Annotated in this window: 17 protein-coding genes and 3 pseudogenes; 8 read left to right on the top strand and 12 right to left on the bottom strand. The window is 45.2% G+C overall.

Annotation, left to right across the window (positions count from 1 at the left end):
• Positions 1 to 127 precede the first annotated feature (127 nt).
• The 6 genes and pseudogenes from HU824_RS15940 to HU824_RS15915 all read right to left on the bottom strand — a co-directional run.
• Positions 128 to 1,093: pseudogene (locus HU824_RS15940) on the bottom strand (sulfatase-like hydrolase/transferase); the annotation flags it as partial.
• 12 nt (positions 1,094 to 1,105) lie between these two features.
• The gene (locus HU824_RS15935) at positions 1,106 to 2,665 is read right to left on the bottom strand and encodes a beta-N-acetylhexosaminidase (protein ID WP_176469361.1); all 1,560 of its coding nucleotides are present in this window, start codon (positions 2,663 to 2,665) and stop codon (positions 1,106 to 1,108) included.
• Between the two features lie 100 nt (positions 2,666 to 2,765).
• A complete protein-coding gene (locus HU824_RS15930) occupies positions 2,766 to 4,619 on the bottom strand; it encodes a RagB/SusD family nutrient uptake outer membrane protein (protein ID WP_136010542.1) in 1,854 nt (617 codons plus the stop codon).
• A gap of 13 nt (positions 4,620 to 4,632) precedes the next feature.
• Positions 4,633 to 8,079, bottom strand: a complete 3,447-nt coding sequence (locus HU824_RS15925) for a TonB-dependent receptor (protein WP_136010543.1) — start codon at positions 8,077 to 8,079, stop codon at positions 4,633 to 4,635.
• 116 nt (positions 8,080 to 8,195) lie between these two features.
• Positions 8,196 to 9,200, bottom strand: coding sequence for a FecR family protein (locus HU824_RS15920; RefSeq protein ID WP_176469360.1), 1,005 nt, complete (start codon positions 9,198 to 9,200; stop codon positions 8,196 to 8,198).
• A gap of 79 nt (positions 9,201 to 9,279) precedes the next feature.
• Positions 9,280 to 9,843: an RNA polymerase sigma-70 factor gene (locus HU824_RS15915; protein ID WP_136010544.1), complete on the bottom strand. Its 564-nt coding sequence runs from the start codon at positions 9,841 to 9,843 to the stop codon at positions 9,280 to 9,282.
• 233 nt (positions 9,844 to 10,076) lie between these two features.
• Here HU824_RS15915 and HU824_RS15910 point away from each other — a divergent pair.
• A pseudogene (locus tag HU824_RS15910) lies at positions 10,077 to 10,775 on the top strand (transposase).
• A gap of 116 nt (positions 10,776 to 10,891) precedes the next feature.
• Here HU824_RS15910 and HU824_RS15905 read toward each other — a convergent pair.
• Complete coding sequence (locus HU824_RS15905) at positions 10,892 to 11,326, bottom strand: Fur family transcriptional regulator (protein WP_176469359.1); 435 nt, start codon at positions 11,324 to 11,326, stop codon at positions 10,892 to 10,894.
• A 5-nt stretch (positions 11,327 to 11,331) separates the two neighbouring features.
• The gene (locus HU824_RS15900) at positions 11,332 to 13,272 is read right to left on the bottom strand and encodes a heavy metal translocating P-type ATPase (protein ID WP_176469358.1); all 1,941 of its coding nucleotides are present in this window, start codon (positions 13,270 to 13,272) and stop codon (positions 11,332 to 11,334) included.
• Between the two features lie 243 nt (positions 13,273 to 13,515).
• Here HU824_RS15900 and dinB point away from each other — a divergent pair, with 243 nt between their 5' ends.
• Complete coding sequence (gene dinB, locus HU824_RS15895; RefSeq protein WP_176469362.1) at positions 13,516 to 14,622, top strand: DNA polymerase IV; 1,107 nt, start codon at positions 13,516 to 13,518, stop codon at positions 14,620 to 14,622.
• 78 nt (positions 14,623 to 14,700) lie between these two features.
• Complete coding sequence (locus HU824_RS15890; protein WP_136010547.1) at positions 14,701 to 15,075, top strand: YccF domain-containing protein; 375 nt, start codon at positions 14,701 to 14,703, stop codon at positions 15,073 to 15,075.
• A 190-nt stretch (positions 15,076 to 15,265) separates the two neighbouring features.
• Here HU824_RS15890 and HU824_RS19850 read toward each other — a convergent pair whose 3' ends face one another.
• Positions 15,266 to 15,397, bottom strand: coding sequence for a hypothetical protein (locus tag HU824_RS19850; protein WP_255260542.1), 132 nt, complete (start codon positions 15,395 to 15,397; stop codon positions 15,266 to 15,268).
• Between the two features lie 173 nt (positions 15,398 to 15,570).
• Here HU824_RS19850 and HU824_RS15885 point away from each other — a divergent pair, with 173 nt between their 5' ends.
• The 3 genes and pseudogenes from HU824_RS15885 to HU824_RS15875 all read left to right on the top strand — a co-directional run bounded on the left by HU824_RS15885 (position 15,571) and on the right by HU824_RS15875 (position 19,128).
• Entirely contained in the window at positions 15,571 to 15,837 is a 267-nt protein-coding gene (locus HU824_RS15885; protein ID WP_255260541.1) for a hypothetical protein, read from the top strand.
• A gap of 153 nt (positions 15,838 to 15,990) precedes the next feature.
• Positions 15,991 to 16,404, top strand: a pseudogene (locus HU824_RS15880) (DUF2141 domain-containing protein).
• Positions 16,405 to 16,455: 51 nt separating this feature from the next.
• Positions 16,456 to 19,128, top strand: a complete 2,673-nt coding sequence (locus tag HU824_RS15875; protein ID WP_176469357.1) for a transglutaminase domain-containing protein — start codon at positions 16,456 to 16,458, stop codon at positions 19,126 to 19,128.
• A gap of 145 nt (positions 19,129 to 19,273) precedes the next feature.
• Here HU824_RS15875 and HU824_RS15870 read toward each other — a convergent pair whose 3' ends face one another.
• A complete protein-coding gene (locus tag HU824_RS15870; RefSeq protein ID WP_176469356.1) occupies positions 19,274 to 19,714 on the bottom strand; it encodes a DUF6078 family protein in 441 nt (146 codons plus the stop codon).
• Positions 19,715 to 20,319: 605 nt separating this feature from the next.
• Here HU824_RS15870 and HU824_RS15865 point away from each other — a divergent pair.
• Both HU824_RS15865 and HU824_RS15860 read left to right on the top strand, forming a co-directional pair.
• Positions 20,320 to 21,117, top strand: coding sequence for an RNA methyltransferase (locus HU824_RS15865; protein ID WP_176469355.1), 798 nt, complete (start codon positions 20,320 to 20,322; stop codon positions 21,115 to 21,117).
• 26 nt (positions 21,118 to 21,143) lie between these two features.
• Complete coding sequence (locus HU824_RS15860; protein WP_176469354.1) at positions 21,144 to 22,190, top strand: alcohol dehydrogenase; 1,047 nt, start codon at positions 21,144 to 21,146, stop codon at positions 22,188 to 22,190.
• 264 nt (positions 22,191 to 22,454) lie between these two features.
• Here the strand turns inward: HU824_RS15860 and HU824_RS15855 are convergent, their stop codons facing one another.
• Both HU824_RS15855 and yidD read right to left on the bottom strand, forming a co-directional pair.
• On the bottom strand, positions 22,455 to 22,976 hold the full coding sequence (locus tag HU824_RS15855) for a hypothetical protein (RefSeq protein ID WP_136010553.1): 522 nt from the start codon (positions 22,974 to 22,976) through the stop codon (positions 22,455 to 22,457).
• Between the two features lie 16 nt (positions 22,977 to 22,992).
• Entirely contained in the window at positions 22,993 to 24,135 is a 1,143-nt protein-coding gene (yidD, locus tag HU824_RS15850; RefSeq protein WP_176469353.1) for a membrane protein insertion efficiency factor YidD, read from the bottom strand.
• Between the last annotated feature and the right edge of the window lie 112 nt (positions 24,136 to 24,247).

Below are 24,247 nucleotides of genomic sequence, written 5' to 3'. Positions count from 1 at the left end.
ACAAAACGAACTTACGTGACCTGTTCGATAAGACTGATTTCAACGATATCAAAGAACTCGATTATCCCCTTTTTGAAGGACTATTTGATTAATTTTTTAACTCGTCCATTTTTATTGGACACTAATGAAGTGTATTCTCATATAGATTTTCTTTTTTCAATTTTTCTATCAATCCGCCTATTTGTTCATCAAAATAGCTGATCATTGCTGCATAGGTGGCGTGTGGATAACGGCAGGGCAGATAACCCGCTTTGCCTGTATAGGGTTCTTCGTCACCGAACTTTTCTACATAATACTTCACCCAACGTTCAGGAGCCTGTAGGGATACATGTGGTAGGGGAGTAGTCCACATCAGGAAGAAAGGAGTGGATTGATTGGTACTGACGAATTTTAGAAGTTCATCGAAGATTAAGTCGTTGGCATATTCTTTTTGCGTATATTTGGCATAACTGGCCGGATCATTCGGGTCAGCATTTTTGTCTAAGGGACTTCGGTGCGGGTCGGTCACCTTGTTGGATAAATAGATACGTTCTTCATTCTTATATAAAAATGGTGGATAATACGTATGTGCCTGGCGCTGGCAGTTATATCCATAAAACTGATTGAAGCCCTGCTTGCCGGGCGTTCCTTCGGATCCCGGATAACCAAGTCCCCATTTTCCGAAACATCCGGTAGCATACCCTGCCTGTTGCATCATTCGTCCGATAGTCATCGTGTTGGCTTGCAAGGGGAACTGTCCTTCCAGTTCTTTATGCACATATACGGAATCATAGTTGTTGACGGCTCCGCGTTCGGTCATTTCATTATTGAAACGGATTTGTGCGTGTCCAGAGTGCATGCCCGTCATTAATACGCAACGTGCCGGAGCTGATACAGGCGAACCGGAATAATGCTGTGTCAGTTTGATGCCTTCTTTGCATAAACGGTCGATGTTGGGTGTTTCTATTCTTTGTTGTCCGAAACACCCAATATCCCCATATCCCAGATCGTCCATTAAAATATAAATAATGTTGGGTTGTGTATGTAAAGTCTGCCCTTGTAGATAACTGCCGCATAGGGCGGAAACACCGATAAATAAGTTCCTTTTATTCATGATATTCTTTTTTTAATCCCATTTGTAATCTTGCGGCACTTCGCTTTTTAAAGCCGGCCCGAATTCATATCCTTGCTGTTCGAACCATTCTTTCTTTTGAAGCACGTGCTCATAGAAACGGGTAAAGTCCAGTGGCTCTCCCTGATACCACATCTGTTCTGCCAGTCCGATGATGCGGGGAAACAGGCGTTGGTCTATCATGCGTTCCGTCACTACGTCGTCTGTCCATAATGCGCAGCTCATGCCGAGAATCAAAGGATTCTTTTCATTGCAGGCCTTGTTTGAAGGATTGTTCAAATACAAGTCTTTCAAGTCGAACGTGCGTTCTTTTGCATATCCCCGCCACGGAGTGAGCGGGAAGTTGAGATACGTATAGTAGTTGGAGCTGCAAATGACCGGGTAGTTGTGTTTGAGTGCATTGCGGAGCGCTAAGTCTTTATGTCCACGGTAGTTCCACCATTGGATGACTGTATTGTCGGGCAGCGGATATCCGTCCTGATATACGACATCTCCCCAGAAGATGGCTTTGCGTCCCTTTTGCTTCAAGTGGTTTGCCATCTGTGCGGAGAACCATAGTTGGAGGTCGTGACTGTCTTTCAGATTCAACGCTGCTATTCTCTTTTGGCAGTCTTCACATTTGTTCCAATTCCCCTTCGGTGCTTCGTCTCCTCCCAAATGGATGTAGGGGGAGGGGAATAGTTCACATACTTCGTCCAATACGTTTTTCAGGAAAGTCAGCACCTCATCTTTTCCGGCACAGAATATGTTTTGGGTGAATCCATGTTGAGGCACTTCGACGGGCAGCCCGAAGCAGCCCAACTCCGAATGGGCGGAAAGAGCAGCTTCCGCGTGTCCCGGCATATCTATCTCGGGCACGATGGTGATATTGCGCTGGCTGGCATAGCTGATTACTTCACGTATCTCTTCCTGTGTGTAGAATCCGTGTTGTTCTTCTGCCTTTCCTACCGAACCTCCTATTTGGGCAAGGCGCGGATACCGCTTGATTTCTATCCGCCATCCCAACCCTTCCGTCAGGTGCCAGTGGAAATAGTTCATTTTAAGCAGGGAAGCCATGTCGATGTACTTTTTGATGGTGGATACCCGTTGGTACTGGCGTCCGGAATCCAGCATAAAACAGCGCCATTGCATACTGGGGGAGTCGGTGATGTCGGCACAGGCAAAGGTAAGTTTCCCGGCCGGGCCCGAAACCCATTGACGCAAAGTCTGCACGGCGTAGATGAATCCTCTTTCGCCGGAGGCGGTTATGGTCATCTGTTTCGGATTGATGCTTATCTTATATCCTTCGGGCGGAAGCGACGGGTCGTTCATCCAGCAGATGTGAGCGGTCGATGCGTTGGACTGCCATTTGACGAAAGAGTTGCGGAGCACTTCGCTACGCAAAAGGCTTACGTAAAATGCGGTGGTGTCCGCAGTGTACATGGAAATGTTCTTTCGTAAGGTGAGTTTGCCTTTTTTCATTTCCACTTGGTTGGGAGAGGGAAAGACGATTTGACCGCATGTGATGGCTGCATAGGATACAAGCAGGAGAAGAATGGATAATCGGTGTTTCATACAGGTTATCTTGATAATGGTTATTTGTAGGTAAAGTTAAGAATAAACTGTCCAAAGTGGCAAACACTTTGGACAGTTTTAATTGATTAAGGTCTATTTATTAATTCTCACTTTCCCAACCGGGGTTTTGTTCGAGTTGAGGGTTTAACACTCGTTCGTTGCGTGGGATGGGGTTGAGGTAATAATAGTCGGGCCACAGATGAGTCTGTTGGGGATGGAACTCAAGATACCCTTCACTACCTCCACCGTCGATGGTGACACTGACGCCGGGGAAGTCGGATGAACGTACAAATTGTCCGAGTTTCTTTTTCAGTGCATAGTGGCATTTCTTCCATCTTCTCAGGTCGTCGAAACGGAAACCTTCGGAGAAGAGCTCGATGCGTCGCTCACGGCGAATCTCCCACAACAGGGGATTTACTTCGTAGTCGCCCGAATAATCGGAGTTTCCTTTGTCACGCTTCGGGTCGAAAGAAGCATTGATATTCGTAACAATCATCGGTGCTACATTAGCACGTGGGCGCAACTTGTTGATGGTAAGGTTGGCTACGGTCTGGTCGAATTCGCCTAATTCGCACATGGCTTCCGCATAGTTCAGCATCACTTCTTCGATGCGGAAGATAGGCATATCCGTCTCCTCATTTCGTTGGCTACCCATGTCTAAGTAGCAGCAATAGTATTTCCAGTTGTTGTATCCGAAAGCTGATTTATACCACGGCTGGTTGTTCAAGAAGAAGTCGAAGTGTGGCGAGGCTCCTAAGATACCGCCGATATATCCTTGACGGAACGGTAACGTTTTCTGCCGCTCTTTGGAAGTGCCGTATCCTATTCCTATACGCGTGCTGAGGCTGTCGATGAAACTTCTGTCTTTAGGATTGTCGGTAAATTCCCATTTGTTGTCCCATGCGTCGTTCGATTTGCTACGGTCTACGGTGTAAGGCGGAGTGACGTGCAGCCATAGACGGTGGTCGCGGTTGCTGAATTCATCGTACAGGTCTTCATCGCCTTTAAACAGAACGCTTGTCCAGCGTGGCTTACCATCCGAGCAAAGATAGCTGTCTACCAAATCACGGGTAGGATTGTAGAACGATGTGGCAGTGGTTCCGCCGATACTTACAGCGTGTACCACACCGACGGTGTTCGAGTACTCTCTGTATAAAATTACACCTGGAACGTCTTTCAGTTCCAGTGAGCAGAATAAGTCGTCATAGCAGTCGGCTACGTTGGGATACTTCTCTATCAGTTCGGCAGATACCCGCTTGCATTCTCGCAGGTAGGTTTCAGCATTACCCAAACCGTGGTATTTACGCCATGTACCTTCAAACAGACAGAAACGCGACAACAGTGCTTGCACGCAGGCTTTGTTGATGGTATTTGCCCCTTCGCCGTCTACATTGATATCCCTTTCGGCATCTTTCAAATCGTTCAGGATATGTTCGGCTATTTCATCTCTCGATGCTCTCGGGCCTTCGATTAATTCTGTCTCATCATCGCTCAATACGTGGTCAATCCAGGGCACACCGCCATAGGCCGACAGGAGAGAGAAGTAGCGGTAACTGCGGAAGAAATATCCCACAGAACGCCAGTGTTTTTTCTCCGTATCCGTCATATCGCTGCCTTCGATGCGGTCGAGCATTAAGTTCACACGGCGGATATAGCTGTAGTAACTCCATACAGTATTGTCTTTTGTGTCGGGAATAGTCACTAATTTCCGAATCCAGTTACTTTCGCTCGAACCTCTTGTCTGGTTGTACGAGATGTCGTCCGTAGAGTTTTCCGAACCGTATCCCAATGAAGGCAGGGTTTCGTACAGTCCCCAGGCGTAAGCCTTGAAGTTGTCGTATGTTTTAAAAGCTGTTTCGGCGGTCGGGTCTCCCAAAGGATACCTTTCCAGGAAATCATTATTAAGACAGCCGGTTAATAAAACCGTACATATCAGATATAAATATTTTCTCATAATGCATAGGTTATTAGAATGTAACATTGATACCAAGAGAGAATTTTCTCATAAACGGATATTCCCAAATGCCTTTTTGCAACATATCGGTTTCCAATCCTTCGGGCAAGTGGTCCCAAGTATAGAGATTTTCTCCACTGAAGAATACTTTCATTTCATCAAAATAGATGCGTTGCGACCACGTTTTGGGCAGCGTGTACGAAAGTGTGATATTCTGTAATTTCAAGTAAGATGCATCTGCCAGATACTTGGTTTGTTTCCAACGGTTGTAGGAGGTGTTTACTGCATCGTTGGCATATACGCGCGGAAAGTGTGCGTTCGTGTTTTCGGGTGTCCAGAAGTCGAGCGTTTCTTTAAACAAGCTACCCCAGTTTCCGGTAGGCCATGCAATCTGGTCGGTACGCCAGTAATCGCGTTTGCCCACACCGCGTAGGAAAATAGACAAGTCAAATCCTTTCCAGCTTATTCCTGCGGTGATACCGTAGTGGAAGCGCGGTGTTGAGTTACCGATGATGCGTTGGTCACCCGGGTTGTCTGCCGTTCCCCGTCCACTCCAGATGGTTTCTGTATCATCGTCGAAGTTTTTGTATAGGATATCTCCTGGATACACTTTTCCGGCTCCTTGCGGTTTAGGAATACCGGCTTTCAATGTTCCGTCTTCGTTGAAGTCGTCTACGGTGTAGAAACGGTCGGTGACGTATCCCCATATTTCTCCCATTTTCATACCTTTACGATAAATGTTGTCACCCAACAGGTTGGTTTCGTTGTTGTACTTCGTAATCTCGCTTTGTGAGTCGTATAGGTTGAAGCCAATCCGGTAACTCCAGTCTTTGTTGATGCGGTCTCTCCAGTTCAATTCCAATTCCCAACCATAGGTTTTCAGGTCGGCGGCATTCTGTTTGGCGGCAGTAGCACCGATTACCCACGGAAAGTCCATACCGGGAGCCAACATTCCTTTGGTGTCGCGGCGATACCAGTCGAAAGTACCGTTCAGGCGGTTATTGAAGAATCCGAAGTCGACACCGAAGTCCAGTGTATATACTTTCTCCCATGAGAAATTGTTGCTTACCATTACAGGAACTGCCAATGTAGTGGCTTTCTGTCCGTCTACTAACCATTCTGTGAGATAAGGCGCCATGGAAGGAATGTACGGATAATTGTCGGGGGTATTGTTAGGCTTCAGGATAATTTGGTTTCCGATAGAACCCCACGAAGCGCGCAGTTTCAGGTTGGAAAGAATGTCTCTTGTTTTTTCCATAAATGGTTCTTCAGAGATTCTCCATCCGGCTGAGAAAGATGGGAAGAATCCGAAACGGTTCTTCTTCGGGAAACGGGAAGTTCCGTCGTAACGTCCGTTGGTTTCCAGCATATATTTGCCGGCATATGCATAATTGACACGGTAGAACAAACCTCTGATGGCATATTCGTCAAAGCTATCGCTGACAGAAGCCGTACCGGTCGAGCCTGAAAGAGAAGGCAGATTTTCCAACAATACGTCCGTACGTTGCGACCATTGGGACTCCTTGTGGCTCTCTTCCTGGTTATATCCTCCCATGATGGCAATGTCGTGTTTGCCTATGGAGAAGTCGTAATTGGCAAATACGTTGATGGCATTGTAGTTGGTGGTTCCTTGTGTCAGGGCATAACTAGAGTTTTCCACATTGTTCAGGACTCCCGTAAAGTTGAAACCGATGTATCGGTATTTGTTGATATACATCCGGTTGTATTCGGTAGTGCGGTTAAATGTATATTCACCCGTTATTTTCAATCCTTTTAACGGAGATATGATAACACGGCCCAATGTGCGCAGGTCGTTTTTCTTGATAACTCTCGGTTCGCCATAACGTACATAAGTAGCCGATGTTTCGGCCGGATATACTACACCGTCTTGTTCATACGGCAGGATGTTATGGTAAGATGGCAAAGCCATCGCACTTCCCCACACACCGTTGCGGCCGCCTTGCTCTACTTTATTTTGAGTAGAGTTGGCATATCTGATATCCAACTGAGTGGTAAGCCATTTGTTGACATCCACGCTGAGGAAGCTGGACATATTGATACGGTCAAACTTGTCTTTGTCTGTTATCAAAATTCCGTCTTCACCGGTATATCCTAAACTTAAGCGGTAATTGGTGCGTTCGCTACCTCCCGATACGGAGAAACTGTGGTTCTGCATGAAGCCGAATTCTTCCATCATGTCGGCAAACATATCGTTTTCCCGCATTAAAAACAAATTGCCTTTGTCGTCAAATATATAACCGTTAGGATATTTGGAAGGGTCGCTTTGGTAGTCGCGTATGTATGATTCCCACTGGGTGATGTTTTTTCCGTCCACATACGTGTCATTCGCCCATCCCATCTCCTTGTAGGCCAATACCGACTCCAATGGACTGGCTTTTTGCGGCAACTCCAATGCTTTCGAGAAGGAGAAGTTGTTATTATAGTTGAATTTGGGAGCCATATCTTTTTTACCTTGTTTTGTCGTTATCAAGATAACACCGAAAGCGGCACGCGCTCCATAGATAGCTGCCGAAGCGGCATCTTTCAGGATAGATACGGTTTCAATATCTTGTGGATCAATCATATTGATATCCATCGGTACGTTGTTGACCAGCACCAAGGGCTCACCTCCGTTGATGGAAGTTGTTCCACGGATATTATATGTCATATTATCGCCGGGAGCACCTGTGGCCGATTCAATTTTCAAACCAGGCACAACACCTTGCAAAGCTGCCGATACATTGGTTATAGGACGGTCACCTAAGGATTCCTTAACGTTTACGGCTCCTACGGCTCCGGTCATATTCACTTTTTTCTGTGTACCGAATCCGATAACTACAACTTCCTCCATTATTTGTGTGTCTTCCTGCAACTGTATGTTGAAGGATGTCTGGTTTTTCACAGGAACTTCTTGTGTGGTGTATCCGATATAAGTGATTCGGAGTTTACCATTTGCCGGAACTTCCAATGAGAATTCTCCGTTGAAGTTGGTAATAGTAGCTTGCTTGCTACCCTCTACAAGAACGTTGGCACCAATCAAAGGCTCGCCTTGCATATCTGTGACGATCCCCCTTATTTTTATATTCTGTTGAGTTGTATTATTGGAAGGCATTTCCGCTTTTGTCGGAACAGGGACTATGATGATATGTTTCCCTTCCGGTCTGTAAGTGAATCCGGTTCCTTTTAATATCGAGTCCAGAACAGAAGAAACTGTTTCTTTGGTGAAATTGACGGTTACCTTTTGTTTGACGTCCAGTTTCGTCTGATTATAAGCAATACTTAAATCTGTCTGGGCTTCAATACTTTCAAATACTTTTAATAGAGATTGGTTTTTCATAGATACCGTTATTTGCTGTTTTTGCCCGAAGGCTGTGTTATAAAAACATAAAGCAAATAACAATATATAAATTTTATGAATTTTTACGGGGTAATTCTTACCCGATAACTTATAAAGTTTCATACTTTTGTGAGTTAATCATTAATACTAATTTAAGTGTATGCTACAAATTGAATCAAGTAATTTTGATTGATTTAGGGGAGTTGGTATCCGCGAAGTACCGGCTTCCTTTTTTTTGCCTATCTGCCTCCTTTCTTGTTTTGAGGTGAATAAATTAAAAGCACGTTCTCGTCCTCTACTTTATAATCGATGCTTCCTATCGTTTTTGTTACAATATTCATGATATCTTTGATAGGAACTTTATGTTTGAATTTAATCGTATATACATCCGTAGTGGCTAGATGTGGAGGAACGATGATATGTATATTATATATTCTTTCTATTGTAGTGAAAATGTCTTTGAGAGTCATTCCGGCAAAGTTTAATTCACCTTTAGTCCAACCGGAGTATAAGGAAGCGTCAATGATTTTTTTATTGAATTCTCCGGTTGGATTCTCATATTCGAGTTGCTCATCGGGTGACAGAGTAATGATGTCCTCATCGTTCGATTTCTGAACAACAATTGAGCCTGATTCAAGAGTAGCGATTGTTTTTTTATCTTCCGGATAGGCGTGTACGTTGAACTTGGTTCCCAAAACTTTAACTTTCAGATGGCTGGTCTTGACAATGAATGGATGTTGGCTATCTTTCTTTACATCGAAATTTGCTTCTCCCATCAGATATACGGAACGCATGTCATTAGCAAATTTCTGTGGATATATTAACAATGTCCCTGAATTGAGATGCGCTATGGAACCGTCGGGCAAAGTGATTTGCCTCTGTTCTCCCTTAGGCACAAAGTATTCTACCAATTCTACAGGTTTTTCGTCGGGTTGTATATACAAGTAAGCTATCCATATGGACAGCAGGGGGATGAGTAATGCTGCCGCTACTTGTCCCCATTTGCGCAACGTATAAGAAATGGCTGTTTTTTGTGAATGCGGCAACTTCTTGCGGAAATTCTGATAAGAGCATATGGTGCTTGCATCGGTTTTGAATTCTTGTTCTTCCCATACCTGCATCATTGCTTCTTCCTTCTCGTCCTGTTCTGCGGAGTCAATGAGCCATCTCCACATCTTTTCCTTAAGTTCGGGACTGAACTTGTCGGAAACAAAATTTTTAATTATTTTATAGGTATTCGACATATTAATGTTTTTATGGTGATGGTTTCTTATATAAGATACGTAACTGGTCAACTACGCACGGTCTGAATTCATATTTTTTTTAGAAAAATAGAATAAAGGCAATAAATAGCACTTTCCGTATGTCTGTGAGGGCTTGTGAAAGATGGTTCTCGACAGTCCGTTTATTGATGCCTAACGTTTGGGCTATTTCATCGCTGCTCATTCCTGATTCCCGGCTCATCTTATATATTTTCTTCCGTTGCGGAGGCATTTTTTCCACAACCATTGCTACCAGTAGTTCGAGTTCCCTAAGTTGTATCTTGTCGTCAGTTTCGTTGTTTTCCGGTGTGGAAACAACCTTTTCGGCTTGTTTTTGCTGGTAGTTTTTGAATAGTAACGCACGTTCGATATGCCGGTATGCCGCATTTTTGCAGACACGGAAAAGATAAGATTTGAAGTTGTTGATTGTATTGAGGGATGAGCGGTTGCCCCACAGCATTAGAAATATATCCTGCGATATATCTTCCGCTTCTTCCGGTGATTGTAATAATCCGGTGATAAATCCTTTGACTTGTGGGTAATAGTGCAGGAAGAAAATTTCAAAAGCCTTTTCGTTTCCTTTACTGATAGCCTCTAAAAGTTGTTTTTCATTAAAAGGTTGCATGCAGTTGAGATTGGGTGAATACTATCAATTGTGCAAAAATAACCCGTTGACGGAATTAAATTGATAAAAGATTTATGTATAAAAAATTGTGCATATTGTTGATATTTGGTAAATTAAAGGTGACCAAACTTTTAATAGACAAATATCGTATGCACAACCTATATGCAATATTCGCAAAATTTCTGAACATATGCAAGCAAGTAGCCGTTAATTAAGTCAATGAATCAGGGAATGTGCCAAGAAGAGGAGTAGTTTCCAGATTCTCAGACATTGAAATAGTGGCATTGAATATGGCGTCAGAAGCTGTTGGTATTGACAGTGAGTCATTGTTGTTTGCACAGTTACAAGAGTATAAGATTGAAATTCCCAATCTTATATCCCGCAGACAATACACAATACAATGACAGACGTAAAATCACTTCATCCCTCTGCAATACAATCCGGGAAAGAATGGCCGCGGAAATGGATGGAGGCGAAAATTGTTTCTGCATTGACTCGAAGCCGATAGAGGTATGTCGTTTTTTCCGTTCCAAGCGTTGCGGTATGGGGAAGAAGGATTTTGAGAAAGCACCGGGGTAGGATACTGTGCGTCATAAGGAGCGTATTATTGCGGATATAAATTCCATGCATTCTGTGGATTAAGTGGAGTCATCCATTCCTTTGACCTCACCAAGGCAAGTGTACATGATATTCATTATCTGAAGGATGTGAAGGTGGACTATAGTAATCCGGTTTTTGCAAAAGCTAGAAAAAGAATTGAAATCCTATTTTCGCAGTTGTGTGACCGGTTTATGATTATAAGGAATTATGCGAAAGATACAGACGGATTGTTTACCCGGATTGTCGGGAAGATTAGCGCACTTACAATACTGCAATATATTAACTGTAAAAATGGAAGCCCCATTGGCAGAGTCAAATATGTGCTAATTTAATTCCGCCAACGGGTTTTGATATATATTATACTGATATTGGGTCGGGAATATAGCGCAGGCATACCTTTTAAAGATAGAGAAGAACATGAATGACTGCATGGATTCTTATTTTTTAACTAAGCCTCCCGGTTGGCTTCTGCTGCACAGTCCGGACAAATGCCTTTCAGTACATAGTTGATGCTGTTCAGCGTAAATCCTTGAGGCAGTTTCACCACCGGAGTGGGGCTGTTGGTGAAGCAGAAGGTTTTGTTGCATTTCTCGCAATGGAAATGGGTGTGCAGGTCGCTTACGGCGCAAGAGCAACTGTCGCTGCACACAGCATACTTGAAGGAGCCCGTCCCGTCATCTATACTGTGTATCAGATGATGGGAGAGGAATAGGGTAAGGGTACGGAAGATGGTGGATTTGTCTACCGTATCCAGCATGGTTTCAAGGTCGAGCAATGAGACGGAACAGCCTGCCTGCATCATGGTGCGCAATATCAGGATGCGGATAGCGGTGGGCTGTATGTCCCTTTTGGCCAATAGGTCCAAATATTTCTTTTCTTCCATTTTTTCTATTTAATAAGTTTCTGTATGCGTATGGCGTTCACTATCGCAATGAGGGCGACGCCTACGTCGGCAAAGACAGCTTCCCAAAGTGTGGCGATTCCACCGGCACCGAGGATGAGGACAAGCAGCTTCACTCCGAAAGCCAGCGAGATGTTTTGCCAGACAATCCGGCGGGTTTGCCTGCCTGCACGAATGGCGGTGGCCACTCTCGAAGGCTGGTCTGTCTGTATCACTACATCGGCGGTTTCGATGGCGGCATCGCTGCCAAGTCCGCCCATGGCAATGCCCACATGGCTAAGAGCAAGAACCGGGGCATCATTGATGCCGTCGCCCACAAAGGCTATCCGGTTGGCAGGGTTGCTGCGAAGTGCTTCGATGTGCTTCACTTTTCCGTCCGGCAGCAGGTCTCCGTATGCCTGGGTGATGCCTAGCTTTTCTGCAAAGTTAGTAACAATGGCTTGTTTGTCTCCCGATAATATCTGAATATTATTGATATTTAAAGCTTTTAATTCTTTGACGGCATTGACGGCGTCTTCCTTTAATGTATCTGATAATAACAGATAACCGACATATTTTGTTCCGATGGCGCAGACCACAATCGTATCGACAATTGATGACAATTCATCAGGATATTCTATCCCGAATTTAATCAGCAGGCGGGTGTTGCCTACCAGGACGCGCGTTCCATCCATAGTGGTTTGCAGTCCGTGGCCGGCAATTTCCATAACGTCCGTTGTGGCAATCAGCTCTATATTTCTTTGTTTGGCATAGCTTGCGATGGCTTTGGCTATGGGGTGCGTACTGTTTCGCTCTGCCGAGGCGGCAAGCTGTATCAACTTCTCTTCCGGAACTCCCGGTTGTGTCTGGCAGGATTGTACATCGAAGGTGCCTTTGGTCAGCGTACCCGTCTTGTCGAATACCACCGTGTTGACTTGGGTGATGGCATCGAGGTAGTTGCCGCCTTTGAAGAGTACGCCAAGGCGGGAGGCGGCGCCGATTCCTCCGAAGTAGCCTAACGGAATACTTACGACGAGGGCGCACGGGCAGGAGATAACCAGAAAGACCAATGCCCTATATAGCCAGTCATTAAGGATGAACGAGAATTGTGTATTTGCCAGCGAATAGAGGAAGGGGAACAGTACAATCAACGTCGCCAGTCCGGTGACGGCGGGTGTGTAGATACGGGCAAACTTACGAATGAAAAGTTCTGCCGGTGCTTTGCGCTCGGCAGCATTCTGCACCAGTTCCAATATGCGGGAAAGAGCACTTTTCTCGAAGGGTCTGGCGACTTGGATGCGTACGACTTTGTCGGTCGCAATCATTCCGGCAAGCACTTCTTCGTCCTGGCGGATGTTGCGGGGAACACTTTCTCCCGTCAGTGCGGAGGTGTTGAAGGCGGCAACTTCGTCCAGCATCGTTCCGTCCAAGGGGACGCGCTCTCCGGCTTTTACTTCGATGGTTTCGCCTACCTGTACGCGTTGGGGAACTTCGACAAGCGTACTGCCGTTTCTGATGACCGTTGCCGTTTCGGGACGTACGTCGAGCAGGGCGCTGATGTTACGCTTGGCTTTGTCTACGGCTTTGTCCTGAAAGAGCTCTCCCAAGGAGTAGAAGAGCATGACGGCAACGCCTTCGGGATATTCGCCTATATAGAAGGCGCCGAGGGTGGCGATGGACATAAGGGTGAATTCGCTGAACACGTCCTTTTGCAGGATGCTTTCCCAGGCTTCCCTCATCACCGGGAGGCCTACGGGGAAGTAGGCGAGTAGGTACCATATCAAAGATACATATTCTCCCTTGAAGAAGGTAGCGTCAGTAGCATTCAGGATGATACCTCCGAAAAGTAATAGAGCGGAGAGGATGATTCTCCAATAATCTTTCAGCAGACTGTTTCTTTTTTCTTGTATTGCTGTATGTTCATGTGTGCAGCAGCATTTGCAACTCATATTGTTTCCTCCTGTTTTAATTTTCTGTTGCAAAGGTAGCGTAAAGGGGATGCAACTTGGTTGCAAAATGAAAATGGTCAGTCTGCTGAATGTCTTGGCTTTTAGCTATCCGGCTGTTGGCTTGGATTACTCGGTTGCATGGATTTTTGCAGATTTCTTTTTGAAACCTGAATTCATTTATGTTTATCGGCAGATACTTTGCACAAGAAAATGGTGTATATTTGCACCGGGAGTCGGAAGATGATGAACGAGCGTAAAATCATACATATTGATATGGATGCGTTCTACGCCTCTGTAGAACAGCGCGATAATCCTGTACTGCGGGGCAAGCCCATAGCTGTGGGTTACGCAGAGGAGCGGGGAGTGGTGGCGGCAGCCAGTTACGAGGCACGTCGTTTCGGGGTGCGTTCTGCCATGTCGTCGCTGAAGGCAAAGCGGCTGTGTCCCCAACTTATCTTTATTCCGGGACGGATGGAAGTCTACAAATCCGTTTCCTGTCAGATACACGAAATTTTCCATGAATATACGGATATCATCGAGCCCATCTCGCTGGACGAAGCTTTTTTGGATGTGACGGAGAACAAGCCGTGCATTCCGTTGGCTGTGGACATTGCGAAGGAGATAAAGCAGAAGGTGCGGGAGAGATTGAATCTGGTGGCTTCAGCCGGCATATCCTATAATAAGTTTCTTGCCAAGATAGCCTCGGACTACCGCAAGCCGGACGGGCTTTGTACCATCCATCCTGCTCAGGCATTGGACTTTGTTGCCCGGCTGCCCATTGAAAGCTTTTGGGGAGTGGGACCGGTAACGGCAAAGAAGATGCACTCTTTGGGGATTCACAATGGGGAGCAGCTGCGCATGCAGTCTTTGGAGATGCTGACGCGCGAGTTTGGCAAAGTGGGGACAATCTATTATGATTTTGCCCGTGGCATCGATTCCCGTCCGGTAGAGGCTGTCCGCATTCGCAAGTCTGTGGGGTGTGAACATACTTTAGAGAAGGACATCAGTAAGCGTTCATCCGTCATTATAGAGTTGTACCATATTGTTGTAGAGTTGGTGAACAGGCTGGAACATATCGGTTTTCATGGGAATACGTTGACGCTGAAGATAAAGTTTCATGATTTCAGTCAGATAACTCGTAGCATTACTCAAGGAAGAGAGCTGATGTCTATTGATGTCATTTTGCCTTTATCCAAACAGTTGTTGCAGGAAGTTGATTATGAGCACCGTCCCATTCGTTTGATAGGGATTTCCGTTTCCAATCCCCGTGAAGAGAGTGAGGAAAAAGGTGTCTGGGAACAGCTTAGTTTCGAGTTTAGTGACTGGGAGGTGAATCATTGGAAGAAATAATCGTATATTTGCATTACATTGTTTATTAGTAGGAGAATTAATCTGGAGTTAGAATAACTCCTTAAACAGATAGGGCGTATGGGCTGTTTTATGAATATTTTATGGCTATTGTTTGGAGGTATTCTCACGGCAGTGGAGTATCTCATAGCTAGTTTGTTGATGATGATAACCATCATCGGCATTCCTTTCGGCATGCAAACCCTGAAGATGGCTGCACTTGCTTTGTGGCCTTTCGGCAAGGAGGTGCGTAGTGGTGAACGCTCCGGTGGTTGTCTTTATGTGCTGATGAATATTCTTTGGATATTTTTGGGTGGCATTTGGATCAGTCTTTCTCATTTGGGGTTTGGGCTGTTGCTGTGCATTACTATTATCGGTATTCCGTTTGGCTTGCAGCATTTTAAACTGGCCGGATTGGCATTGACTCCTTTTGGGAAGGATATTGTAGAGGCTTGAATGATTCAAATGCTGGAGCCGGAGAGTGTTCAGGGGCTTTACTTCCTGTAAAGAAAAGGGGATGTGTCAAAATACCAAAAATATGAAAATCACCCCTGTCACAGATATCTGTAGCAAGGGTGATTTTGTTAAAAAGAGGGTTTTGATACACCCCCTTCATTCATTGTATTTAAAGGTGTTTTTTACATGGTTACAAGGACTGCTTTGCAAGCAGTTTTTGTAGTTTACCGTTCAGTGTTTGGCACATTGTTCCATTACCCATTGCTTGATAGCGTTTGATTTGGTACTGTAACATAAAAATTTCATTTGCATTCTTTTTCATAATTCTCATCTTTTTGTGCTCTCCGCGTTTCGGAAAGCGGGTTTTACATCTTTTCTTTTATCTTATAACGTTGCAAAGATACGAAATGTTTGCGAAAAAATATGTTTTATAACATAAAAAGTGGTTGTTCATCCTTTATTTTCTCCAGAAATACTATATTTTGCAATCTATATATGACAAAGATGTTACGCAAGTTTCGTAAACTCTTATCCGCAATTATAGGAATCATTATCTGTTGTCCGGGACGGATGATAACAATCGCATGTATTGGTGGAAACATGATGCTGTCGGGAATTGTTGGGCGATACACACAGTTGCCCGAGAACTACTGTCTGGTGCGTCGGCCGCAGTTGATGTCGGAAGTATGTATGCAGTACAATTGGGGCGTTCAGTACGACAATGAAGGGCGTTTCTGTAAAGCTGAACTTTATTATTTATGACCATCTGGCGTTGGAAGAAACAGATGCCGATACGAAAGTTGCCTTGCTTCCAGTGACCATTTTTTCTATGTAGGAGTGTATGTGACTTTAGGTAAGAAGACCGCCTACGATGTATCCAATTTTTAGACAATGACCTTTTTAAAATGAACAAAGATGAAAGTGATGATTATTTTTTTAGTATTTGTAATGCAAAGTGCCGCCCAGCTGCTCTTTGCCTAGAATCTGACTATTGAAGTGTGTGACATTGAAAAGGTGGAAGGGCATCTCTATGTCGCCATCTACAATTCGGAAGAAACATTCATGAAGAAACTTTTGACCGCCTTTCGGATAGATGTGAAAGATACGCCGCTCTCCATTCCCTGCCAGGGGTTACCTGCGGGTACGTATGCCATTTCGCTTTTTCAGGACGAGAACGGAAATGGGATACTGGATACTGCCGTTTTGGGCATTCCTACAGAGAAGTACGGATTCAGCAATGATGTCCGAGGTGTTATGGGCCCGCCGTCTTATGACAAATGCAGCTTCACTTTCTCCGGGGATACGATTTTAGTGATACATCTGAAGTAAAAATTGAAATATTATCCTTATTTTTGTGGCTCAACCTCAATAAAAAGTATTATGAAACGAGTTGCACGACTTCTAGAATTTCTTGGACTGGTATGTTTACTGACCTCTTGTGGCGGACGTTCTTTCATTACAGACGCTTCTTACCACCAACGTGTGGAGCAGGACTTCAATCAAAAAAAAGAGAGATTGCCGCAAGGCGATTTGTTTGCCATATTCGATACGGACTTGACGCCGTACGAGCGTGAAGCTTTGGAGTTCCTTTATGCCTATATGCCTCTGGCAGATATTACCGATTATCCCGGAGAATTTCATTTGATGAACGTGCGCGCCTCCCAAAAGGCTGCAGATGAGATGCCTTGGGGAGAAGTTATTCCTGAGGATTTGTTTCGTCATTTTGTACTTCCGGTGCGGGTGAACAACGAGCAACTGGACAGCGCGCGGGTAATATTTTACGATGAGCTGAAAAATCGTGTGAAATCCCTTTCCCTTTACGATGCCATTTTGGAGGTGAACCATTGGTGTCATGAAAAGGCTGTCTATACTCCTTCTGACGCCCGTACCAGTTCGCCGTTGGCAACGGTACGCACAGCGTACGGACGTTGTGGGGAAGAATCCACTTTGTTGGTTGCCGCCCTGCGTTCGGTAGGCATTCCTGCCCGTCAGGTCTATACGCCCCGTTGGGCCCATACGGACGACAATCATGCGTGGGTAGAGGCATGGGCAGATGGGAAATGGTATTTTTTGGGTGCTTGTGAACCGGAACCGGTACTCAATCTTGGTTGGTTCAATGCTCCGGCCAGCCGTGGCATGTTGATGCATACCAAAGTTTTTGGACGTTATGAAGGAGCAGAAGAAGTAATGTCAGTCACTTCCAATTATACGGAAATCAATGTAATCGGTAACTATGCACCGACGGCCAAGGCCATCGTTACGGTAACGGATGGGCAAGGCAATCCGGTGTCTGATGCTTGTGTGGAGTTCAAACTCTACAATTATGCAGAGTTCTATACCGTGGCTCGGAAGCAGACGGATGCGGAAGGAAAGGTGTTCCTGACAGCCGGTAAGGGTGACATGATGATATGGGCTTCCAAAGACGGAAAATTCGGTTTTTCCAAGCTTTCTTTCGGTAAGGATAATGAACTGACCGTGACGCTGGACAAAGCTGCCGGTGATACTTTTACTGCCGATTTTGAGCTGGTGCCTCCTCCCGAGAGTGCCGAAATGCCGGAAGTCACCCCCGAACAACGTGCTGCGAACGACTGCCGCATGGCTCATGAAGATTCTATCCGCCATGCTTACATGGCTACGTTTATGACGGATGAGGCGGCACGCTACTTTGCACGGCAGTACAAGCTCGACGAGGATGCCGTTTCCCGGATTCTGATAGCTTCCAGAGGGAACCACCAGGTTATTGCTGACTTCATGGCGCGGTTGCGTTCTGAAAAGTCAAAGAGGGGAGGACTGGACTTGCTGCAACGGATTTCGGCAAAAGACCTTCGTGACGTTACGCTGGAAGTGCTAATGGACCACATGCAATCCGACATGTGCAAGAACCCCGACTATTTCCGCAGATATGTGCGCAATCCGCGTGTAAGCAACGAAATGCTGACTCCCTACAAGGGCTTTTTCAAGAAGGCCGTTTCAAAGGAAGAGGCTGAGGCATACAGGGCAGAGCCGATGAAACTGGTGGCATGGGTTGCCCGGAATATCCGTGTAGACAAAGAGTGTAATCTGGGCGGAGCTCCTATCTCTCCGGAAGGTGTTTGGAAAGCTCGTGTGGCTGATGCCCATAGCCGTGACATCTTCTTCGTCTCTATGGCACGTAGCATGGCAATCCCAGCCCGTATCAACGAAGTGACCGGCAAGGTGCAGTTGATAGGGGATGATGGTGCGGTGGACGTGGACTTGGATGTACAGTTCCAGGAAGAGAAATTGGGACAAAGGGGTAGGCTGGTGGCTTCCTATAACCCTATCCGCTCGTTAGACAACCCGAAATACTATTCTCATTTCACTCTTTCCAGACAGATTCCGCAGGGAAATTTGCAGTTGCTTTCCTATGACGAAGGCGATACAGATATGGGCGGTGGTATTACGTGGAGCAACCTGCTGAAAGAAGGGACGCCTTTGGATGCCGGTGATTATGTTTTGGTGACCGGTACGCGCCTTGCCAGCGGTGCGGTACTTTCCCGAATCTCTTCTTTTTGCATTTTGCCGGATAAGACAACGGACATCGAGCTGGTGATGCGCGAGAGCAGGGATGAAGTGCAGGTTATCGGAAACTTTAATTCAGAGTCTCTCTTCACTCCGTTGTCAGATGACGGTTCCGTAATCCAGCAAAGCCTGTTGCAGGCTTGCGGGCGCGGTTATTTTGTCGTAGGTATTCTGGGTGTCAATCAGGAGCCTACCAATCATGCGTTGCGCGACATAGCTTCGTTCAAGGCCGATTTGGAGAAGTGGGGGCGTAAGATGGTGTTGCTGTTTCCTGATGAAGCCAAAGCCGGCAAGTTCGCCTGCGAGTCATTCCCCGATTTGCCTTCTACCATTATTTATGGTATAGATACGGACGGTATCGCTGCGCAGATTGCAGAAAGCATGAAGTTGAAGCATAAAGAGAGCCTGCCGATATTCATCATAGCCGATACTTTCAATCGGGTGGTCTTCGTATCGCAAGGATATACCATCGGACTGGGAGAACAACTGATGAAGACAATCAAAGGAATATAGAGTTGACGGTAAGTTACAGCGTTTTGTGCCTTGCTTATAGCACAACTGTGCCATCCCATTGGCAAACTTGTGCCATAGGCAAGGCACAACTGTGCCAGTATGGTGGCACAGCTTGCAATCTATAGTGTGGATTATGGGTGTGTTTTTACGTCCATAAATAGTCGTAGTAGTAGGAATCGAATTTCATTGGGGCGGTTATTCCGCACTCTTTGAGGACATTCAGTATGGATTCTTGCTCTGCGGGGGATAAGGCGCGTTCTCCGCTACGGACCCGGTAGTAGGTTCGGCGGCTGGAGTTGCTTATAAGTCGTTGGGCGAAGAAGCGTACCTGCTTGGCCGTGAGGTTTTCCAATATGCCGAGAAATCCTTTGGCATATTGTACTTTTGTGCTGGAACAGTAGTAGGGACATTCTCCTCCCAGACTAGCTATATGCTTGGGACTGACGATGCTATATTGTACAAGGTCTGTGGGGGCAAGCCTTTCTGCCACTTGCCTGAGGCAGGTTCCGGACTTGGGACATTGCCGGTCGATGCACCAAAGGAAATTATTGGGGACATCGGAAAATTCAAGTTCTTTTTCTTTCATCTTAACGGGATTTCTTTTCTTTACGTTTGATATGCTTTTCTTTTCTTGTTTGCAACGTATGCAGTAATTGCATGCTGTGGGAGGTATAGGAAAGCTTTTGCAAAAGTAAACATATTCTTCTGAATATGAAGCATGGTTTGCAGTTAATCATTTGCCAGGATTTTATCTTGTTTATTAAGTGTTCTATAAACGTTATATCGCAGATATTTCGTATTTTTGCATACAAATTCAGTTCTTAGATGGGGAAATGAATCCGGTACCATGAATTGTTTATGTTAGAATGTTTAATTTATAGTTTGTTGCACATGATGAAGGTCGCTTGTAGATTGTCGTTTATCTTTCCATATCAGATAACAAACGAAAAAACTAACATGTTCTTATCCTCCAATACGCCTAACGTAAGGATTGAATGCAAAGGGCGGCTATTGGATGCGGTTTTTGATACCGGCAATGTGAAATCTGATTTTGGAAATAAATTTGTGCAAATGTTCCCCGAAGCATTGTCAGGATTGGTGGAACATGAGGGTTGCCGAGGAGAATCCAACTATGAGAATATGTTTGTCCGTGGAGAGCGATAAAAATATTCTCCGCATGTAATATAATATATGGCTGTTATCGAAATATCATCATTAACTCATCCCGGTGTGGAAGTGTTCAGCACTCTTACCGAAGCCCAGTTGCGCAACCGTATCGAACCGGACAAGGGACTGTTCATTGCAGAAAGTCCCAAAGTTATCAAAGTGGCTTTGGATGCTGGTTATGAGCCTTTGGCTCTTTTGTGTGAGCACAAGCACATCTATGGGGATGCTGCCGAAATCATTGAGCGCTGTGGCGATATACCCGTCTACACAAGCGACAGGGAATTGCTTGCCGAACTGACCGGCTATGTCTTGACACGGGGCGTGCTTTGTGCCATGCGCCGTCCGGTTCCCAGAAGTATGGAGGAAGTCTGCCGGGGAGCCCGGCGTATTGTGGTTATCGACGGGGTGGTAGATACCACTAATATTGGAGCCATCTTCCGTTCGGCGGCGGCTCTTGGCATGGATGCCGTGCTGTTGACTCGGAATTCCTGCGACCCTCTGAACCGTCGTGCAGTCCGGGTATCTATGGGGACGGTCTTTCTTGTGCCATGGACGTGGATGGACGGTCCTCCCGGTGTGCTTGGTGAGTTGGGCTTCCGCACGGCGGCCATGGCGCTTACGGACAATTCCATTTCCATAGACAATCCCGTTTTAAAGGCCGAGTCCCGGTTGGCTATTGTGATGGGTACTGAGGGAGATGGTCTTTCGCACGAAGCGATTGCAGGAGCCGACTATGTGGTTCGCATCCCTATGTCTCACGGGGTAGATTCGCTGAACGTGGCGGCCGCGGCGGCCGTTGCTTTCTGGCAACTTCGCGTTTGAAGTGATAACTCAAAAAAGCATATATTATGTTGGCATATACTTATATTGAACACGGAAAGTTCGGATTGCTTGAGAAACCGATACCGGTATTGGAAGATGCGCGCGATGCTATTGTGCGGGTGACACTGGGTAGCATATGCACCAGTGACTTGCATATAAAGCATGGAAGCGTACCGCGTGCTGTACCCGGAATTACGGTAGGACACGAAATGGTGGGCATCGTAGAGCAGGTGGGTGCCGAAGTTGAGTCGGTAAAGCCCGGTGACCGTGTGACTGTGAATGTGGAGACTTTTTGCGGTAAATGTTTCTTTTGCCGTCACGGATATGTGAACAACTGTACCGACGCCAATGGCGGTTGGGCTTTGGGGTGCCGTATTGATGGCGGTCAGGCGGAATATGTACGTGTGCCCTATGCCGACCAGGGACTGAACCGTATTCCCGATACGGTAAGCGACGAGCAGGCACTCTTGGTAGGCGATGTGTTGGCCACCGGCTTCTGGGCTGCCCGTATCTCCGAAATAACCGAGGAAGACACTGTACTCATCATCGGTGCCGGGCCGACGGGTATTTGCACCCTGCTTTGTACCCTGCTGAAGAAGCCCCGTCACATTATTGTCTGCGAGCAGTCGGCCGAAAGAATCCGTTTTGTCCGCGAGCATTATCCGGAGGTGCTGGTCATTGGGCCGGAGAACTGCAAAGACTTTGTGAGGAAGCATAGCGACCATGGTGGGGCGGATGTCGTACTTGAAGTTGCCGGTACGGAAGATACTTTCCGTCTGGCATGGGAGTGTGCCCGTCCCAATGCCATTGTCACCATTGTGGCGCTTTATGACCAGCCTCAGTTATTGCCCTTGCCGGAGATGTATGGCAAGAATCTTGTCTTCAAGACCGGTGGTGTGGATGGGTGCGATTGTGCCGAGATACTGCGCCTGATAGCGGTGGGACAGATAGATACCACGCCGCTTGTCACGCATCGTTTCCCGTTGAAGGAAATTGACGAAGCCTACCGTATTTTTGAGAATAGGCTGGAGGGGGTAATCAAGGTGGCGATTATGGGCGAGAGGAATTCCTGATGGGGTTAAGGTCGCAGTCTTATTTGTGTGAGAACTGCACAGAACTCTTGGCTGTTACAAGCGAGGCCTGTCATCTGGTAAGGCACATTGCCAAAGAACTTTATGTGTTGTAATTTAATCTGCCCTCTCTTATAGCTTTTTCTTGGTTCAGGCGTTCCTGCTGTTTCCTTTTTTCTTCTAAAGTAGAATAGGACTTCACTTCATCAAGAATGCGATGCGATGAAGCGAAGTCCTATTGAGAATGATTAGGTTGGAGAAACTTTCTTATAGATTGATTTCTACATTTGAAATTACTGTTCCTTGTACTTGTGCACCAGCGGGAATTTCTGCTTTGCCACCTTTGATGAGAAAACCGAACAGACAGCAAATCGTCAGAACAATAGATAACGCGAGTTTATTGCTACCTTCATCATATAAGTTGTTTCCTGACAAATAAACAGTAGTTCCGTCAACAGCTTTTACGCTTTTGATAGCTATTTCCAGTTCTCCTTCAGAACCCAGTAAACCTCTCTTTTTGGCTCTTGTAATCTGTCCTTGTGCAATAGAACCTGCTGAAATGACGATTTTTCCATTAGCCTTGACATCACTCAATACTCTGAAATCTACCATTTGTCCGCTTTTGACATTGCTGCTGTATAATGTTGATACCAACTCTAATGGAATGCTGGTTCCGGCTCTTAATATAACCACTTCGCCAGGCATTGTAAATGACATTGTCAACATTGCAATGGCCATTAATAACACTGCAGGTTTGAAATAAACCTTTTTTGTTAATTTTGTAAACATAATAAAAATGATTTAGTTAATAAAAAATGTTGTTTATCCTTTCTAATTTTCTGATTTGTTCGTTCTTCTTTTTTGAATTGTATCGAATGGCGCTTCTGCCTGCTCCGTTTATATTTCCTATATAGAATGACAATGATAAGAAACCGCAAACTCCTGCTACTCCATAGTTTTGCTTTTTTATGCTGGTATAGGTAGCGTAACCTAATAAGGAGTTGACTAAGAAAGCTGTCAGTGCACTTCCTTTATGCTTGGTATATAAGTATCCTGCTCCGGGAATTATTGATAGTATTCGGGCCATTGTAGGATTCTTCTTTTTCTGTTTCATCATTTGTTTGATAATATCAATGCTTTGCTGATTGAATGATGAAGTCCCTGCATTTTGATTGAAGCAACTCAAAGAGTTTTCGTATTCTTCGTTTTGTGCGGAAAGAATACCGTATAATGCATTTGCTTTTTGAACATCGGGAAATGAAACTGTATCACGTCTTATTTTCTCTGTCAAGTTTATAGCATTGCTGAAATTATTTGTGCAATAATATAAGATAGCTGCCTGCATTTGAAGCTCAGTGTTTTTCTTGATAGTGTCAGGAAATGTAACTTCGTATTCAAAAATGCCTTCTTCGTATTCTTTCAGTCCTCTGTGGCATAGAAGCTTTAGTTTATACAGCTGATGGTCTCCTTGGTTGGAAAAAAGTAGTCGTTCTATTTCCAATAGTGCAGGATAATACTCCTCTTTGTTGATTAATTGGTTGATAAAAAGTATATTGCTGTCTCTGTCGCTTCTCCATTTTAAGATATCTGTATGAGGCGCTTGATAACGATTATGGATTATTTGTGTAGGAAAATTTTCTTGCAGATAATCTATAAGGCTTCTGTTTCCCGATTGGTAAGTAATGTCATAGTAACGTGCATCGTGGCTGCATCTTATAATTCGGTCACAAGTCAGGGTTATGGCTTTGGGAAAAGTGAAATTCTTAAAGGCCATTTTTCCGTATTGAGAGCAGGAGGGATACATAGCGCATCTGCTGTTTTTTTGACTGCTGAGAAAATCCTGATAAAAGCCAATGTAGTCATCTGTGGCTATGTTTTGTGTAAAACTGGCAGATGTTTGTATGAGTAATAGTATTATATAGATATAAGTAGTTAAGTAGTTATTCATAATTATTTCACCTATGTCGAAATTACATTATCTTTGCTTCGAACAAAACTGCGTGATAAATGAAAATCAAGAAATTGACGCTGAGCGATTCCGAACGTCGGGAACTTACCAC

Source organism: Bacteroides sp. L10-4 (assembly GCF_013373675.1).
GTDB classification, from domain to species: Bacteria; Bacteroidota; Bacteroidia; order Bacteroidales; family Bacteroidaceae; genus Bacteroides; species Bacteroides muris.
This window is presented reverse-complemented; position numbering and strand designations above follow the sequence as displayed.